The 14,746-nt window shown below is 62.4% G+C and carries 15 protein-coding genes; 2 read left to right on the top strand and 13 right to left on the bottom strand.

The window, feature by feature from the left end; translation table 11 throughout:
- Positions 1-383: 383 nt before the first annotated feature.
- On the bottom strand, positions 384-533 hold the full coding sequence (locus BRA1253DRAFT_RS44350; protein ID WP_198288232.1) for a hypothetical protein: 150 nt from the start codon (positions 531-533) through the stop codon (positions 384-386).
- Between the two features lie 1,014 nt (positions 534-1,547).
- Between BRA1253DRAFT_RS44350 and BRA1253DRAFT_RS07610 the strand changes: the two genes are divergently transcribed.
- The gene (locus BRA1253DRAFT_RS07610) at positions 1,548-1,751 is read left to right on the top strand and encodes a hypothetical protein (RefSeq protein WP_007592755.1); all 204 of its coding nucleotides are present in this window, start codon (positions 1,548-1,550) and stop codon (positions 1,749-1,751) included.
- Between the two features lie 35 nt (positions 1,752-1,786).
- Here the strand turns inward: BRA1253DRAFT_RS07610 and BRA1253DRAFT_RS07615 are convergent, their stop codons facing one another.
- The 10 genes from BRA1253DRAFT_RS07615 to BRA1253DRAFT_RS07660 form a co-directional block, all read right to left on the bottom strand.
- A complete protein-coding gene (locus BRA1253DRAFT_RS07615; RefSeq protein WP_007592756.1) occupies positions 1,787-2,788 on the bottom strand; it encodes a formate dehydrogenase subunit gamma in 1,002 nt (333 codons plus the stop codon).
- A 39-nt stretch (positions 2,789-2,827) separates the two neighbouring features.
- On the bottom strand, positions 2,828-3,424 hold the full coding sequence (gene fdh3B, locus BRA1253DRAFT_RS07620; protein WP_007592757.1) for a formate dehydrogenase FDH3 subunit beta: 597 nt from the start codon (positions 3,422-3,424) through the stop codon (positions 2,828-2,830).
- Between the two features lie 12 nt (positions 3,425-3,436).
- A complete protein-coding gene (locus tag BRA1253DRAFT_RS07625) occupies positions 3,437-6,385 on the bottom strand; it encodes a formate dehydrogenase subunit alpha (protein ID WP_007592758.1) in 2,949 nt (982 codons plus the stop codon).
- Between the two features lie 12 nt (positions 6,386-6,397).
- Positions 6,398-6,607 (bottom strand): twin-arginine translocation signal domain-containing protein, encoded by a 210-nt coding sequence (locus BRA1253DRAFT_RS07630; protein ID WP_007592759.1) that lies wholly within the window; start codon positions 6,605-6,607, stop codon positions 6,398-6,400.
- A complete protein-coding gene (locus BRA1253DRAFT_RS07635; protein ID WP_007592760.1) occupies positions 6,604-7,428 on the bottom strand; it encodes a molecular chaperone TorD family protein in 825 nt (274 codons plus the stop codon). The genes BRA1253DRAFT_RS07630 and BRA1253DRAFT_RS07635 overlap by 4 nt, the downstream gene beginning before the upstream one ends.
- Positions 7,429-7,564: 136 nt before the next feature.
- A complete protein-coding gene (locus BRA1253DRAFT_RS07640; RefSeq protein ID WP_007592761.1) occupies positions 7,565-8,173 on the bottom strand; it encodes a DUF3306 domain-containing protein in 609 nt (202 codons plus the stop codon).
- Complete coding sequence (locus tag BRA1253DRAFT_RS07645) at positions 8,170-8,682, bottom strand: DUF3305 domain-containing protein (RefSeq protein WP_007592762.1); 513 nt, start codon at positions 8,680-8,682, stop codon at positions 8,170-8,172. Before BRA1253DRAFT_RS07645 ends, BRA1253DRAFT_RS07640 begins: the two co-directional genes overlap by 4 nt.
- Positions 8,679-9,686, bottom strand: a complete 1,008-nt coding sequence (locus BRA1253DRAFT_RS07650; protein ID WP_007592763.1) for a DUF6352 family protein — start codon at positions 9,684-9,686, stop codon at positions 8,679-8,681. Before BRA1253DRAFT_RS07650 ends, BRA1253DRAFT_RS07645 begins: the two co-directional genes overlap by 4 nt.
- The gene (locus tag BRA1253DRAFT_RS07655; protein ID WP_035994978.1) at positions 9,683-10,222 is read right to left on the bottom strand and encodes a DUF6505 family protein; all 540 of its coding nucleotides are present in this window, start codon (positions 10,220-10,222) and stop codon (positions 9,683-9,685) included. Before BRA1253DRAFT_RS07655 ends, BRA1253DRAFT_RS07650 begins: the two co-directional genes overlap by 4 nt.
- Before the next feature lie 8 nt (positions 10,223-10,230).
- Positions 10,231-10,938 carry a biotin/lipoate--protein ligase family protein gene (locus tag BRA1253DRAFT_RS07660; RefSeq protein WP_088941301.1) on the bottom strand — a complete coding sequence of 236 codons (708 nt, stop codon included), beginning with the start codon at positions 10,936-10,938 and terminating at the stop codon, positions 10,231-10,233.
- A gap of 195 nt (positions 10,939-11,133) precedes the next feature.
- Here BRA1253DRAFT_RS07660 and BRA1253DRAFT_RS07665 point away from each other — a divergent pair, with 195 nt between their 5' ends.
- On the top strand, positions 11,134-13,104 hold the full coding sequence (locus BRA1253DRAFT_RS07665) for a 4Fe-4S binding protein (RefSeq protein ID WP_035994983.1): 1,971 nt from the start codon (positions 11,134-11,136) through the stop codon (positions 13,102-13,104).
- A 32-nt stretch (positions 13,105-13,136) separates the two neighbouring features.
- Here the strand turns inward: BRA1253DRAFT_RS07665 and BRA1253DRAFT_RS07670 are convergent, their stop codons facing one another.
- A complete protein-coding gene (locus BRA1253DRAFT_RS07670) occupies positions 13,137-14,426 on the bottom strand; it encodes a c-type cytochrome (RefSeq protein ID WP_007592772.1) in 1,290 nt (429 codons plus the stop codon).
- Positions 14,427-14,495: 69 nt separating this feature from the next.
- Positions 14,496-14,717 carry a hypothetical protein gene (locus BRA1253DRAFT_RS07675; RefSeq protein ID WP_157158557.1) on the bottom strand — a complete coding sequence of 74 codons (222 nt, stop codon included), beginning with the start codon at positions 14,715-14,717 and terminating at the stop codon, positions 14,496-14,498.
- Positions 14,718-14,746: the final 29 nt, after the last annotated feature.

Below are 14,746 nucleotides of genomic sequence, written 5' to 3' on the forward strand. Positions count from 1 at the left end.
CAGGGACAGGACATGCAGGCGGTTCATGTTGCTGGCAGCGCGGCGCGGGGGCCATGCAAGGGTGCGAAGTCATTGGATGTCTCAGCAGGCGGTTGCTGGGCCCGGCCCGGGCCTAGCAGAATCCCCGCGCTCGTTTCATTGTATGCGGCGCCCGAACCGTTGGGGCTGACTGACATCAGCGCCGAACTGAACCAAGGCTGGAGCCGAGTGACTTCCGCAGTTTGCCCGAAGCTGCAAATCAGAGTCCTCTGCTCTTGTCGCCGTTTGACCCTGAACGGACATGCTAGGCATAAACAGCTGGACGCGGTGTGGTGTGAGGTCTTGGCTTTGGTTTGCTCGGACGTCCGCATCACGGACTGACGCGCTCGCACCAAACCCCTGCCCTACTGGGCTTGATCGTAGGCCTGCAGGATCCGGACAAAATCAGCCATGCTGGATCGATCTTGGTTTTCAGCCATAGCTGCAACCTGAGTATTGGACACGCGTTGGCTTCCCCGTCTGAACCGCATCAGGAGGTCGGCGATGTTTCTCATGGCGGACTCTCTGCACTAACTACGGCCGTAAGCGTCAGTTGAGCGGCGAAGCACCGCTAGATCGGGAGAAGGGCCGGCGGGCGCTACGCCGCCGGTCTCGTCCCGCAACTGTCGGCTCGCAGGGCCGGTTCCGTTGCTTTTCAGTCTGGATGTATCGGTAACATTAGCGCTTGGTCGGCGCCATCGCGCGCAGGTATGAAGTGACCATACTTAGGTAGACTTGGGTTAGTGAATCGGGATCGGGAGCCATCCCGATCGGCACCGTTCGAATTGGAGGCTGCCGCTGACCAGGCCATCGCTGCCTGCGGTCGAGACACCCGGGAGGCGGTCAAGGCGCTCATTGTCGCAAACGGGCTCCTCGAGGCGCAGGTCGAGGATTGCGAGCCTCGGTTTCCGCCGGCTACTCGCGCGGCCCGTTCGTCGTCCGCGCGACCGTCCCCCCGAATTGACCAAGTAGGCACTTCGAAACCGCCCGTCGAAAAGGCGGCCTCGGTCAAGCTGCAGATCCGAGCTTCATCGAAAGCTCTCAGCGCGGTCGCCTTCAGCCGCAGCGGGGATGCGGCGATGGGCCACTTCGGAGACGCAACCGTGATACGGAAGTTTGGCGAGGTCCTGGACGACCTGAGTACGCGTGAAGCCGCTGGTTCAGCTTTTTCAAGTCGTACTCGGTGCGCAGCCGGCCCACGATCGCTCCGATCACCTCCTCGCATCTTGCTGCCCGTCCGACATGATCGCGACCTTCCAGGTGTCGTGACAGGGCAAGATGAGATGGCGATATAGGTCGGCAACTCGCAGCTGTCTTCCATTGTTGGACCTTCGGCCCTTCTAAGCTCCGGAACACGTGCGCGGTCCATACTTCTTGTTTGGCGGCGCAAACCATCGATGGACTGCCCGACCTTCGTTCAGCCGTCGGAACCGGAAAAAAGGCTCGAAGGATGTGAGGCGGCTCACATCACCGGGACCAATTAGAGCCTACGCCGTCTTGGCGGATACAACACCGGACGGAGATGTCGAATGAAACGCCTTATGCTTTCGCTCGTCACGGCCCTACTCGTCATCGGTGCGGCGACCAGCGTGCTCAGACCGCATGCACTTCTTCACTCTGCACAGAGCGGCATGCCAAACATTCAAGAGCTGCAGACAGCCCAGGCGAGCACGCTGGCCGAGCAGGAGATCGAGGACCGGTCCGTTCTGTTTGCCAGAGGGCGCACGCAATAGAGCACACCTGACCGGCCCTCTTCAGCCGCTCCCCCTCATTCCGCCGCAGCGGTCACTGGTTGCGGCTTTTGATCGTTCGGCCCGGTTCGCCCACTCTGTTCGTCGAGCCAGAGGCTATGATGTTCGCGTGCCCAGTTGAGGTCGACCTCACCCGAACCCATGGCCTCGAAAGCCCCCTCCATCCCGATCGTGCCGATGTAGATATGCGCTATCATTGCGGCCACGAATAGCACGGCAACCACGGAGTGGATGATCTGGGCCATCTGCATGCCTTCAATGCCGCTGACGTAGAACGGGAACATCAGCTCGTATCCCGTCGCTGCAACGAGGCCGCCCCCGATTACGACGATCCAGTAAATCATCTTCTGGCCGGCGTTGAAGCGATAGGCCGGTGGATGATCATGGCCGACAATGCCCCCTCCCCGCTTGATCCAGGCGACGTCCACCTTGTTCGGGAGATTTCCCGCGATCCACATCAGGAAGATCAGGACGACGCCGACGGTGAACGGGAAACTCAGATAGTTGTGGGCATACTTCGCCCATTGTGACCATTCGGAGAACGCTTCAAAACCGATCAACGGCAATAACAACGGCCGCCCGAAGGTGATGTTCAGACCCGAGATGGCGAGGATGATGAAGCAGGTCGCTGTCATCCAATGCACGAAGCGCTCAAACAGCGTGAAGCGCACAATGGTGCGGCCCGATCGCCCGCTTTCAAGCCGCACCATGCCGCGGGTGAGATAGAAGATCACGAGCAAAGCCAGCATGCCGATAATCGCGACGCCCCCGATCCAGCGCAGCGTGACATTGCGAAACTCCCGCCATTCGCGTCCCTGTGGCTGCTCAAGCACGCCCGATCTCTGATCCGGAATGCTGACACGGCCCTGGATTCGGTTCAGCTCCTGCAGCAACTGCTGCTCCTTGACGGAGCTTGCGGTCGGATTGACCTGCTGGGTGCTCGCTGGAGCCGCCATGATCACCAGAAGCAGCGCGCATGCGCCAAATGCCAGGCGAACGAGTTTTCCAAATGACGCCATCTGCGCCTCCCGGTATCGCGTCCTTGACTGTCGTCCGCGTCAGGACTCGATCGTCTCGCGATACGCGGTCTTCCAGCCCCACGCGCCGGAGCCGTAGCCGCGCTTCATCACGCGTTCCTTGTAGATCTGGGCGATGATCTCCCCGTCGCCGGCGAGCAATGACTTCGTCGAGCACATTTCGGCACACAGCGGCAACTTGCCCTCCGCCAGCCGGTTCGCGCCGTACTTCTCGTATTCCTCCTTGCTGCCATCGGCCTCGGGGCCGCCGGCGCAGTAGGTGCATTTGTCCATCTTGCCGCGTGAGCCGAAATTCCCGACCTTGGGATATTGCGGCGCGCCGAACGGACAGGCGTAGAAGCAATAGCCGCAGCCGATGCAGAGGTCCTTGGAGTGCAGCACCACGCCATCGGCGGTGGTGTAGAAACAGTTCACGGGGCACACGGCTGCGCAGGGCGCGTCGGTGCAGTGCATACAGGCCATCGAGATCGAACGCTCGCCTGGCTTGCCATCATTTATGGTGACCACGCGGCGCCGGTTGATACCCCAGGGCACCTCATGCTCGTTCTTGCAGGCGGTGACGCAGGCATTGCACTCGATGCAACGGTCGGCGTCGCAGAGGAATTTCATACGGGCCATCGTCGTTGCTCCTTATGCCGCCGCGATTTGGCAAAGAGTGACCTTCGGTTCCTGCATGCCCGTCGCGGGATCATATCCGTAGGTCGTGATGGTGTTCGCGCTTTCGCCGAGAACGATCGGATCTGTCCCCTTCGGATAGGCGCTGCGAAGATCCTTCCCTGCCAGCCAGCCGCCGAAATGGAAGGGCATCCAGGCGACGCCCTTGCCGACACGCTCGGTGACGAGCGCTTTCATCCTCGCTCTGGAATTGTTCTCTGCGCCGGTGACCCAGACCCAGCCGCCATCCTTGACGCCGCGATCAGCAGCATCGGCCGGGTTGATTTCGATGAACATCTCCTGCTGTAGTTCGGCAAGCCACGGATTGGTACGCGTCTCCTCCCCACCCCCCTCATACTCGACCAGACGGCCCGACGAGAGGATGAGCGGGAACTGCTTGGCAATCCCCTTCTCCACAGCAGCCTTCTGCACCGAGAAGCCGATGTTGGGCATGCGAAACTGCTTGGCATTGGGCAGCGTCGGATATTTCTCGACAAGATCGACACGTGGCGTGTAGATCGGCTCGCGATGGACCGGAATCGGATCGGGCAGGCCGAAGGCGTTCATGCGTGCCTTGCCGTTGCCGTACGGCACGCAGCCGTGTTTGAGCGCGACCCGCTGGATGCCCCCTGAGAGATCGAGCGACCAGGACACCGAATCCGGATTGGTCGGATTGATCTTCATGATCGTGGCCATCTCCGCTTCGGTGAGATCCGTGTCCCAGCCAAGCTTCTTCAGGCTCGCCAGCGTGAATTCGGGATAGCCGTCCTGGATCTCGGAATCCTTAGAGTACGATTTGTCGGCCAGCAGGCTGACCTTGCGCGTGGACCCGTCTGGCAGCTTCTCCTCGCGTTCGATACCGAAGCGCGGCCGGAACGTGCCGCCGCCATCCATCACCGCGAGATTGGTGTTGTAGAGCAGCGGCGTGCCCGGATGCCGGACGTCCGGTGAGCCCCAGCACGGCCACGGCAGGCCGTAGTAGTCACCGCCGACCTCGGGATCGTCCTTTGGGGCACGCATCGTCAGCATGTCGAACTTCGCCTGGTGCTTCATGTGCGCCTTGAGCCGCTCAGGCGATTGCCCGCAATAGCCGGTCGACCAGCTGCCGCGATTCATTTCGCGCAGCACATCCTCTGCTTCAGGCAGATTGTTCTCGACCTTGATTTTCTTGAACATCTGGTCTGCGAATCCGAGCTTCTTGGCCACAAGATAAATGACCTCGAGATCATCCTTGGATTCGAAGATCGGTTTGACGATCTGCTCGCCCCATTGCAGCGAGCGGTTCGAGGCGACGCGCGATCCCTTGCACTCGAATTGCGTGGCCACGGGAAGAATGTAGACGCCATCCTTGCGGCCGGCCTCGACCGCCAATGACGCCCACGTCGTGGGATGCGGGTCGGCAATGACAAGCAGGTCTAGCGCCTTCAGGCCGTTGAGAGACTCCGGAATGCGCGTGATGCTGTTGCTGGCGTGCCCCTGAACGAACACTGCCCGTACGTTGTCCTTCTGAGCGACCTGATCTTTCGGCAGCGTTACTGCCTCGAACCAGCGGGTCAGAGGAATGCCGGGAGTCTCCATGATCTGCTTGGAATCGAAGCGCGACTTCAGGAATTCGTAGTCAACGTCCCAGACCCGCGACCAGTGCTTCCACGCGCCCTCGGCGAGACCGTAGTAGAACGGCAACGTCACAATATCGAGCCCAACATCGGTCGCCCCCTGCACGTTGTCGTGGCCGCGGAAGATGTTGGCACCCATGCCCGGTCCGCCCACATTGCCGGTCAAGAGCAGCAGGATGCAGCTCGCCCTCACATTGGCGGTGCCGACGGTCTTCTGGGTCTGGCCCATGGCCCAGATCAAGGTCGACGGCTTCTCGGTGGCGAACAGCTTGGCGACCCGCTTGAGCTGTTCGCCTGGAATGCCGGTGACGCGCTCCACCTCATTCGGATTCCATTTCTCCACTTCCTTGCGGAGATCGTCGAAGCCGTAGACGCGCTGCCTGATGAATTCCTTGTCCTCCCAACCGTTCTGAAGGATGTGCCACATGATGCCGTAGAGCACCGGAATGTCGGTGCCCGGACGCATCCGCACATATTCCGTGGCGTGCGCAGCGGTGCGTGTCATGCGCGGGTCGATGACGATGAAGTTGGCCTTTTGCAGTTCCTTGCCCTCGAGCAGATGCTGCAACGAAACCGGATGCGCTTCGGCCGGATTGCCGCCCATGATCATCTGGGTCTTGGCGTTGCGGATATCGTTGTAGCTATTGGTCATCGCGCCATAGCCCCAAGTATTGGCGACGCCGGTGACAGTGGTCGAATGGCAGATGCGTGCCTGATGGTCGGTGTTGTTGGTGCCCCAGAACGCCCCGAGCTTGCGGAACAGATAAGCGCCTTCATTGGTCATCTTGGCCGAGCCGAGCCAATAAACGGAATCGGGACCCGATTTTTCGCGAACTTCGATGATCTTGTCGCCGATCTCGTTGATCGCAGTCTCCCAGGAGACGCGCGTCCATTGCCCGTTTAAGAGCTTCATCGGATAGCGCAAACGCCGCTCGCTGTGCACCAACTCGCGTACGGAAGCTCCCTTCGCGCAATGAGATCCTCGATTGATGGGGGAATCCCAGCTCGGCTCCTGGCCGATCCAGACCCCGTTCAACACCTCCGCGGTCACGGTGCATCCGACCGAACAATGCGTACAGATGCTTTTCTTGACGGTGGTCCCGGCGGTCAGCGGACCCGCCACGGCCGCTTCCGCCTTGCGCACGCCGGAAATCGGCATGGTCCCGAGTGCCGCGAGCGCGCCACCCGCAAGACCGGACCGGCGCAGGAAGGCGCGGCGATCGAGACCGCCGGTCTGCCTTGCCATGGTGTCCGCGACCGAGCCGCGGCGGTCGGATCCGGAATGCTCTTGTGTTCGCTTGATAAGCACGGGCGGCCTCCCTCAGGCGGGATAGCGGTTGACGCGGTAATAGGCCTTCACGTGATCGGATTCCTTGTAGCGCGACTTGCGCTTCTCATCGTCATTCTCGCTGTCGGCCTGCGCGGAACCGACGAGTGGCGTCGTCAGCATGGCCCCAGCGCCTACCGTGCCGATGCCAACCCTGCGGAGGAAGTCGCGCCGTCCGACGATCGCTTTCTTTTCATCGCTCATCGCACCTCTCCCGGACCAGCCTCGCATGGCCACTTCGCGAACGAAAATCCTTGCCTCTCGATCTCGATAAACAGGCGGCCGAACGTGCCGACCGCGCGGTAGAACCTTGCGCTCGCCGCCTGCTCCATGTCGCCAAACAGACGTTCCATCCAGGACGAAACGTGTTTCTCGAACAGCGCACGCTGCGCAACGAACGGCGCTTCCCAGCGGCCATCAGCCATTCCGGCCATGATCGCGCAGAGGATGGCGGCATGATCCTCAGGCTCGGAATTGCCCTCGGCGCGCGCGATGCCGAGCTCCGCGAGATCCGTCCGCAAACGTGACAACGGCCGCTCGTTGAGGAAGCCGGTCAAATAGTAGGAGGCGTAGGGCAGCAACTCACCGCGGCCGAGACCGACAAAAAGGTCGAAATATTCACGTTCGACCTGAGCTGCGGTCGTGTGCGAAGCGGCTTCCGCCAAGCCGGCGTGAGCCTGACCGAGTGGCGTGCCGTCTCCGCTCAAACCCGTAAGCCGATCGAGCAAGCGCTTGGACGGCGCAGCTGCGAGCAAGGCGGCGAGAAGGACATATTCCTGCGCTCGCGCGACATCGATCGGATCGATGCTGTCTTGCGATGCCGTGTGTTCGTGATGGTGATCGGGATAGAGATCAGGCCGCAGCTCGGCCCGAGGAACACCTGTTGCAGCTTCGACCGCAATCACCCGCTGAGCGGGTACCTTGCTCCAGTTCGAAATCGAGGGCTGGCTGATGTGGATTTTGCGCGCAAGCTGGGCCACGCCGCCTGCGGCGTCAATGGCGCGATAGAGCCCGGCGTCACGCACATGGACCTCCGTTGCCTGAGACCCTCGAGCGACCAATTTTACTTGCGCAACAAAGCGCTAGCAAACCTAGACCTAGTTCCGCAGACGGTCAATCGCCGCTCAATAGGTTGAGGCTATAGCGCCTTTGGTAGCAACACTATTGAGGCAGGGCACTACCATGTACGCGGCGCGGAACAGTATCGGGCTCCATGGCCGATTGCGATGCAACGGGAGTCGCGATCTCTGTGGGACCGGTTTCATCAGGCCTCTCGGTAAGCCCAACGGAGTGCACAATATCGCCATTCGGAACGGCCGAGGACTCCTGCAATTGCGTCGGCGTGTCAGGCTGAGTCTCTGCGGCGTCACGCAGACCCCCGACGATCCGGTCGACCCAGGCTGCCAGCTCCGCCTGCGAGCAATCGAGTGGTCCGAAGCCGGGCATGGCATTCGGATCGTTGAAGTCCCAGGCGTTCTCGGCGAGCCCCACGAAATCGCGGATCGCCGGATCGGCCGTCCAGGCGCGGCGAAGGGCCGCTTGCATCAATTCGGGCGGAATACCTTTGCGCAGGAAGGCGGTGATGTCGGTTCCCGCCGCGATCGCGTCGATCGACGGCAAGCTGCCAAGATCCACGTCCGGTTCGGGCTCGGCCGCGGCGGATGGCACCGCGGCTGCACCGGCCGGCCCGGCTGTTTCCGCTGGCGGAGCATTCGAATTCGACGCGCGCTTGCGACGCGACCAACGCGCGAGAAACTCTTCCTCGGTCATTCTTGCCCGCCTTCATGCTGCCGACGCGCCAAAGCCTCGGGGTCGGCGCGCCGGCGCTCGCGTTTGACGAACTCTCGCTCGACGTGGTGTTCGGCAATGAAGCTTTCAATCAGCTCGCGCACTACCTCGGGCATCGGTACGGCTTCAACCAGATTGTCAGCGGCCCCGGTAAACCCCTCTCCTTCGGCGGGATCAGCGGTCGTGGCGGCGATCGCATAAGGCCAAGCTCCCTCGGATGGGCTCAAGACCACCCAGAGGCTCGGCGTGCCGGAGGCAATATTGTCGCGGTAACGCGCAGTTTCCGACACGTACAGATCAACCGTTGCGCTGCCGGCATAGAACCAGGTGGTGCCGCCCTGTTCGCGCAAGATTGTCCAGGGCTCCGTGTCCGGTATGTCAGGCAACACGGCGGCGCTCCGCCAGATAAAATCGCCCCACGGCGAATCCGCCTTGCGCAGTTCGACGACGATACCGACGGGAATACGCTGGAGCGGCAGGGCAACACTCATGAGATCGCCTCCACGCGCCTGATCGGGAGTCCCCTCAACAGGTTCTGCGGTTTCATGCGGAGCTTCCGATCGGCTGTCATCGCTAGGATCAGATAGACCGGCTCGCCCCGCAAGGTCTCTAGGGCGAGTTGAGGATCCGCAAAGGTGAGGCGAAACAGCGAAAGAACTCGCCCTGCGCTGAGCCCGTCGAGCTCCTCGCCATGCCAAAGCCGATCGCCCATCTTGGTGGCGTCAGCGTCCAACCCGATATACCAGGCCAGCTTTACCTCGCGTAGTTCCGTCAGCGGTTCAATGCGAACATCGATCCCGAGCAGATGGGAGACCCAGCGCGTCATCGCCTGTGCCAGCGCGCGAGGGCCTCGCCCACCCGCGGTGAGATCGAGGGCCATATCGAACTGGTTGCTGCGTTGCCAATAACTCTCGGCATTTTCCTCGCTCAGCACATCGAGCTGGGCGTCAGTCTTGGTGCCCAGCATCGAGATCAGCGACAAGATAGGCGTCGGGCTGCGATCGCCGACAACCTCTTCGTCGCCAAGCAGCAAGGCCTGTTCATGTGGAAGGATCCGCTGCGGCCGGAAGAACAGCTCGGCGGCGCGCAGCACGAACACATCGTCGTTGGCGTCAAGCGCATTGCGCAAGATCACATGCACGAGCTGGTTGATGAACAGCGGCGGCAGGACGTTTGACGACGAACTCAGAACTGCGAGATACGCAGCTTCGAGCGTCGGGTGCCGCAACATAAGATCGCGAAACTCCACCACGAAGCGCCAGTTCTCCCGCGCGTCCTCATCGGCGATCGCAGCGACCTCGTCGGCTGCGACCGCCCGGCGCGGATCAGCAAGCATCTCACGATGCAGTCTTCGTTCGACCGGGCACGCGTCCTTCGGCGGCATCAGCTCGGGACGGGCAAAATAAGCCTTCAAGAATTCGTCGGTGACACGAAGCCCGCCGCTCTCGTCGCGATCGAGCAGATGATGGCCGCATGCGATCCAGAAATCACTCATCGGAGGAGCCGCTCCTGGCCCCCATCAGAATAGTTAAGATCGCTGTCGGCTTTGACATCATCCTCGATTTCCATGAACGAGAATGCCTTGCCATGACGCTGCCCTTCCCGCAGTTGCAGCTTACGGAAGCTCTCGTGGACGTCGCCGTCGCCGCCCGAGCGGTGGACCGCAATGAGCGAGCTGACCGGGTGCGAGCAGAGCGACTGTGCAAAGGTGACTTCCTCTTCCGCAGCGGCCCTCGCAATTGCCATGTCCGGTGCGCCGAACCGATCGACAAGTTGTCTGGCAAGGAGCTCGATCAGCACCTGGCAATCGTCCTCGGTTGCCGGAACGATCTGCGCGAGCGTCGACCATCCCCAGGATTGCACGCCAAGAAAGCCGCTGCGGAAGGCGGCACGTGCCTTTCGGCTCAGCTCCGCCAGATCCTGACCGCAGAAGCGGAAGGCGCCGGAGACGGCCCATTCGTCTGGCATTGCCGGCACGTCGAACACGAAGGTGTCGGAGGGATCCAGGGCGATCGTGCGTAGAAGTTTGATAGTCTTTTTCACCGCCTCGGCCCTCCAAGCGTCGGATCGAGCCAGGATGGCGAGGCCAGCGCGTCGACGAGAGCTGCCCGCTCGGTCGTATCACGACCCGTGTGGCGCGTGAGCAGATCGCCGCGATCATCGATGCGTCGGAGCGTTTGCCGCTCGCGAGGGATACGGCTGAGATATTCGCGCGCGACGCTGTCAAATCCATCGACCTGCCAACTGTCGATCGCCCGCATCAGGTGCCGCGCAAAGCTCTCTGTCATCTGTACTGCGCCGGCCTCGCCGAACCCTTCCTCGTCGAGGGCGGAGGCAAGCGGGCGAACACCGGGATCATGATCGTTGATCATGACTGTTCGAATCATGGCCCCAAATACGAGCCAATCCGGCGGCTCATCCTCGTCCGCGGATGCAGGCCAGCCAAGCCGTCCCCCTCCGACGAGTCCACCGTCGATCCTCACCGCATCGGGCCAACCGATCGCAACTTCCTTGGCCGGCGGCGCATAGGCGCGCAGGGCGTCGGTCAGGGCGACCATGCCGGCGTAAAAGGCGCGGCGTGCGGTGATCAGCGGCTCCGTGGGCTCCAGCACCACCGCGAACTCGGCGACGTCGAACCGCCCTACATAGACCAGCGTGCCGGCACCGCTTTCGGGTGCAATGCAGCATGCATGGGCGAACGCGTCTCCGCTCTCGCGCAACCGGACCAAGGCAAAGGGCGGCGGCAATTGGATCCATTCCGCCGTGGAAGCGAGGCTGGTTGGGATCGACCGCAGGCCTTCCTCCAATTTCTCCTTTTCCCCAATTGACAATATCTATACGAAGCGAAGGATCGGAGCGAGCCCGTCATTCGTCGCCTTCTCGGAGGGATGAACCTGGAGCAGCCAGCGAAGACCATCCTGATTTGTTCGTGTGAAGACACGATGCGGCTTGACGTGGCCGCGATCAAGCGCGGATGCGACAATGGCGACATCAGGAGTTTTCGTCACCTGTGCGGCGCCGAGCTCGACCACTTTGGCGCATGCGCAAAGGCAGAGGGCCCTCTGACCGTTGCCTGCACGTATCAGCAATCCTTGTTTGCGGAGCAAGCCGGCGATCGTTCCGCGCCGATTGCTTTCGTGAACATTCGCGAGACGGCAGGCTGGTCGACCGAAGGCACGCATGCGGGCCCCAAAATGGCAGCGCTGCTCGCAGCCAGCGCCGTGCAGGCGCCCGATTATCCACTTGTCACGCTTGCCAGCGACGGCGTCATCCTGATCTATGGCCGGGACGAGGCGGCGATCGAAGCCGGGCTGCTCCTTTCGGATCACCTCGATGTGACCGTGATGCTGAGGGAGCCGGACGCGATCATCTCGCCTGTGGCAACGCCCTTCCCGGTCGTTAAAGGAACCATCCGTAACGCCAGAGGACATTTTGGCGCTTTCGAGCTCACCGTCAACGACTACGCTCCCCCGCGCCCCTCCTCGCGCGACCACTACGTCTTTGAAACTCCACGCAACGGCGCCACCTCGCGTTGCGACATCGTCATTGACCTATCGGGAGAGAGACCGCTGTTTCAGGCGCATGATCTGCGCGACGGTTACCTGCGGGCCGATCCCAAGGAGCCGGGCGCCATGCTGCGCGCCGTCCTGAGCGCGCGTGAACTTGTCGGGCGTTTCGATAAGCCTAAATATGTCGAGTTCACGCCCGATCTTTGCGCCCATTCGCGCTCGAATCTGACCGGCTGTCATCGCTGTCTTGATCTATGCCCCACGAATGCGATCACGCCAGCCGGCAATCATGTTGCTATCGATGCCGAGATTTGCGCCGGCTGCGGCCAATGTGCCGCCGCCTGTCCGACGGGCGCCGCGTCCTACGCGTTGCCGCCCGCGGACACCCAGCTTCAGACCATCCGCGCCATGCTGCTCGCTTATCATCAGGCGGGCGGATCGAACCCCGTCCTGTTGCTACACGACCGCCAACACGGCACGCCGTTGATCGACGCGCTGGCGCGGCACGGCGATGGCCTGCCTGCCCACGTCATCCCTCTGGCCGTCAACGAGGTGACGCAGATCGGGATTGAGGCTGTCATCGGCGCATTTGCCTACGGAGCGACCGCGTTCCGGCTTTTGCTCCGCGGCAAGCCGCGGCATGACGTGGCTGGACTGACCCAAACGACCAACATGGCAGAGACCATCCTTGCGGGCCTCGGATTTGAAGGGCGCCGGGTCACTGTGATCGAAACTGACGATCCGGAGTCAATGCTGGAGCACCTGAGGGGCATCGAGCGACTTGCCGCGGTGAACACGCCTGCGACCTTCAAGACCGTCGGCAAGCGGCGCGACCTGCTTCGCTTCGCGTTGAGCGAACTGCATCGGCTCGCACCGAAGCAGGTCGACGTCATTGCCTTGCCTCAGGGCGCTCCGATTGGCGCGGTGAGTGTTGATACCGGTGGATGCACGCTGTGCCTGTCCTGCGTTTCCGTTTGCCCGACGGGCGCGCTCCGCGACGATCCCGACCGTCCAGTGCTCAAATTCGTCGAGGATGCCTGCGTGCAATGCGGTCTCTGCCAGAGCACCTGTCCCGAGAAGGTCATAACGCTGAAGCCGCAGATCGATTTCCGCGCAGGCCGCGCGCCCGCGATTGTGATCAAAGAGGAAGAGCCTGCCCTTTGCATCCGCTGCGGCACGGCATTCGGCGTGAAGAGCACGATTGATCGCATCGCGGTCAAGCTCGAGGGCAATCATTGGATGTATCCGGCGGGCGACCAGCGCCTCGACGCCATCAGGATGTGCGCGGATTGCCGCGTGATCGTGATGAGCGAACAGCGGTTCAATCCGTTTGAGGGCGTGCCAGAACGCGCGCCGCCCCGAACCACCGAGGATTATTTGCGCCGGCCGGACAGCAAGACGTAGGCGCGACGTCCCTCGTCCAGGTAGGGCCTCGCCTATTGCGAGGTCGCCCGGGCCAGGAAGTCGGTCAACGCGCGGCGGTCTTCGGCCGATCCGATGCGCTGCTCCGGCATCTTCGTTCCCGGCGTGTAGGCGTTGGGCCCGACTTCAAACAGCTTTGCGACGGTCTCGGGGCTCCAGACGATATCCATCGTCTTGAGCGCCTCGGAAAACCGATAGCCCGAGAGCGAGGCGATTTTCCGTCCGAACAATCCGGCAAGCGTTGGCCCTGCACGTTGCGGCTCCTTGTCCGACAGCGTGTGGCAGGCAACGCAAGCGCGAAAAATATCGGCACCATGATCGCCCGCATAAGCGGCCAGCGGATCCGCTGATGTCCCGAACAGGTTCGAATCGACGGGCTCACCGGTATACACGTTCCAGCGCCGGATCTTTCCGTCCGCACCTCCGGTCACGAGCGTTGCTGCATCATGCAGAAACACGACCGACCAGATCGGGAAAACGGGGCCCACGAGCGTCCGCAACACTCTCCGCGGCTTGCGCTGCACAATGGCAACCGTGCCGTCGATGCCTGCGGCGGCGATCAGCATCCCATCATCGGAAAGCGCCAAAGCGACGATCGGTGCCAAGCCCGCGGCCACCTGGCCCTCCAGCTCCCCGTCCCTCGTCAACATGCGCAGCTTGCCGTCAGCCCCTGCCGCGACGATCTCGCCATCGGGCGCGATGGCGACGGCGTTCAATGGCGCTGGCAATTCCACCGTCTCAGGCCGGCCCTCGGGCAAGCGCCAGATGCGCAACGCACGATCATAGCCGACGCTAACGAGCGACATGCCGTCTGGAGCGAAGGCCACACCGTTCACATTCTGCGCGTGACCTTCGAACACCCGGGCGGCGCCATCAGCCAACGACCAAAGGCGCACGCTATGGTCCCAAGAGGCCGAGGCGAGGCTCGATCCGTCCGACGCCACGGCGATTGCCACGACGGGAGCGGTATGCCCCTCGAGGACTTGATCAGGCTGTTGGCGGCCGGCTGTCCATACCGCCAGCCGGGCGTCGGACCCCGCGGTGACCATGCGGCCGTCCTGCAGGAAAGCAACGGCGTTAACGGCGTCCGCATGATACCTTAGCACCTCGCCCGCCGCGTTGGTCTTAAGCGACCAGCGGATGACGGAAGTGTCGAAGCTGCCCGACAACAGGCTGTCGCCATCAGCCGAAACGGCGAGCGCACGGACGGGGCCGCCGTGACCCGCAAGCTGCGCGTGCGCCGCTGACGCAGCAACAATCTCCAGGAGGGTTGCGGCAACCCGGGCGCACGAAGCCCATCGCATCAATCACTGCCAGCCATGGTCACTCTATGCCGTCAAGAATGCCCGAAATAAGTGTCCGCGGCACCGCACTTACTTCTTCGGCGCCACGACTTTCTTGGACGAGCCCTCGGGCGCCGCCTGCATCCCGGGCGGGCTCTGGCCCTGCGGACTCTCGGCGGGCGCGCCGCCCGAACCCGTATTAACCGGGCCGGTCCAGCCCTGTGGCTGCGGCTGGCCCCTCTCTTCGGGAACCGTCTGTGGCGCAGGCGCCCCCGTCTGACGGGCTTGGGCGAGCGCACTATCGAAGGCCACGACCGCTGCCAGGCATAGTATGGATGTCA

Origin of the sequence: Bradyrhizobium sp. WSM1253, assembly GCF_000244935.1 — a bacterium.
GTDB lineage: Bacteria > Pseudomonadota > Alphaproteobacteria > Rhizobiales > Xanthobacteraceae > Bradyrhizobium > Bradyrhizobium canariense.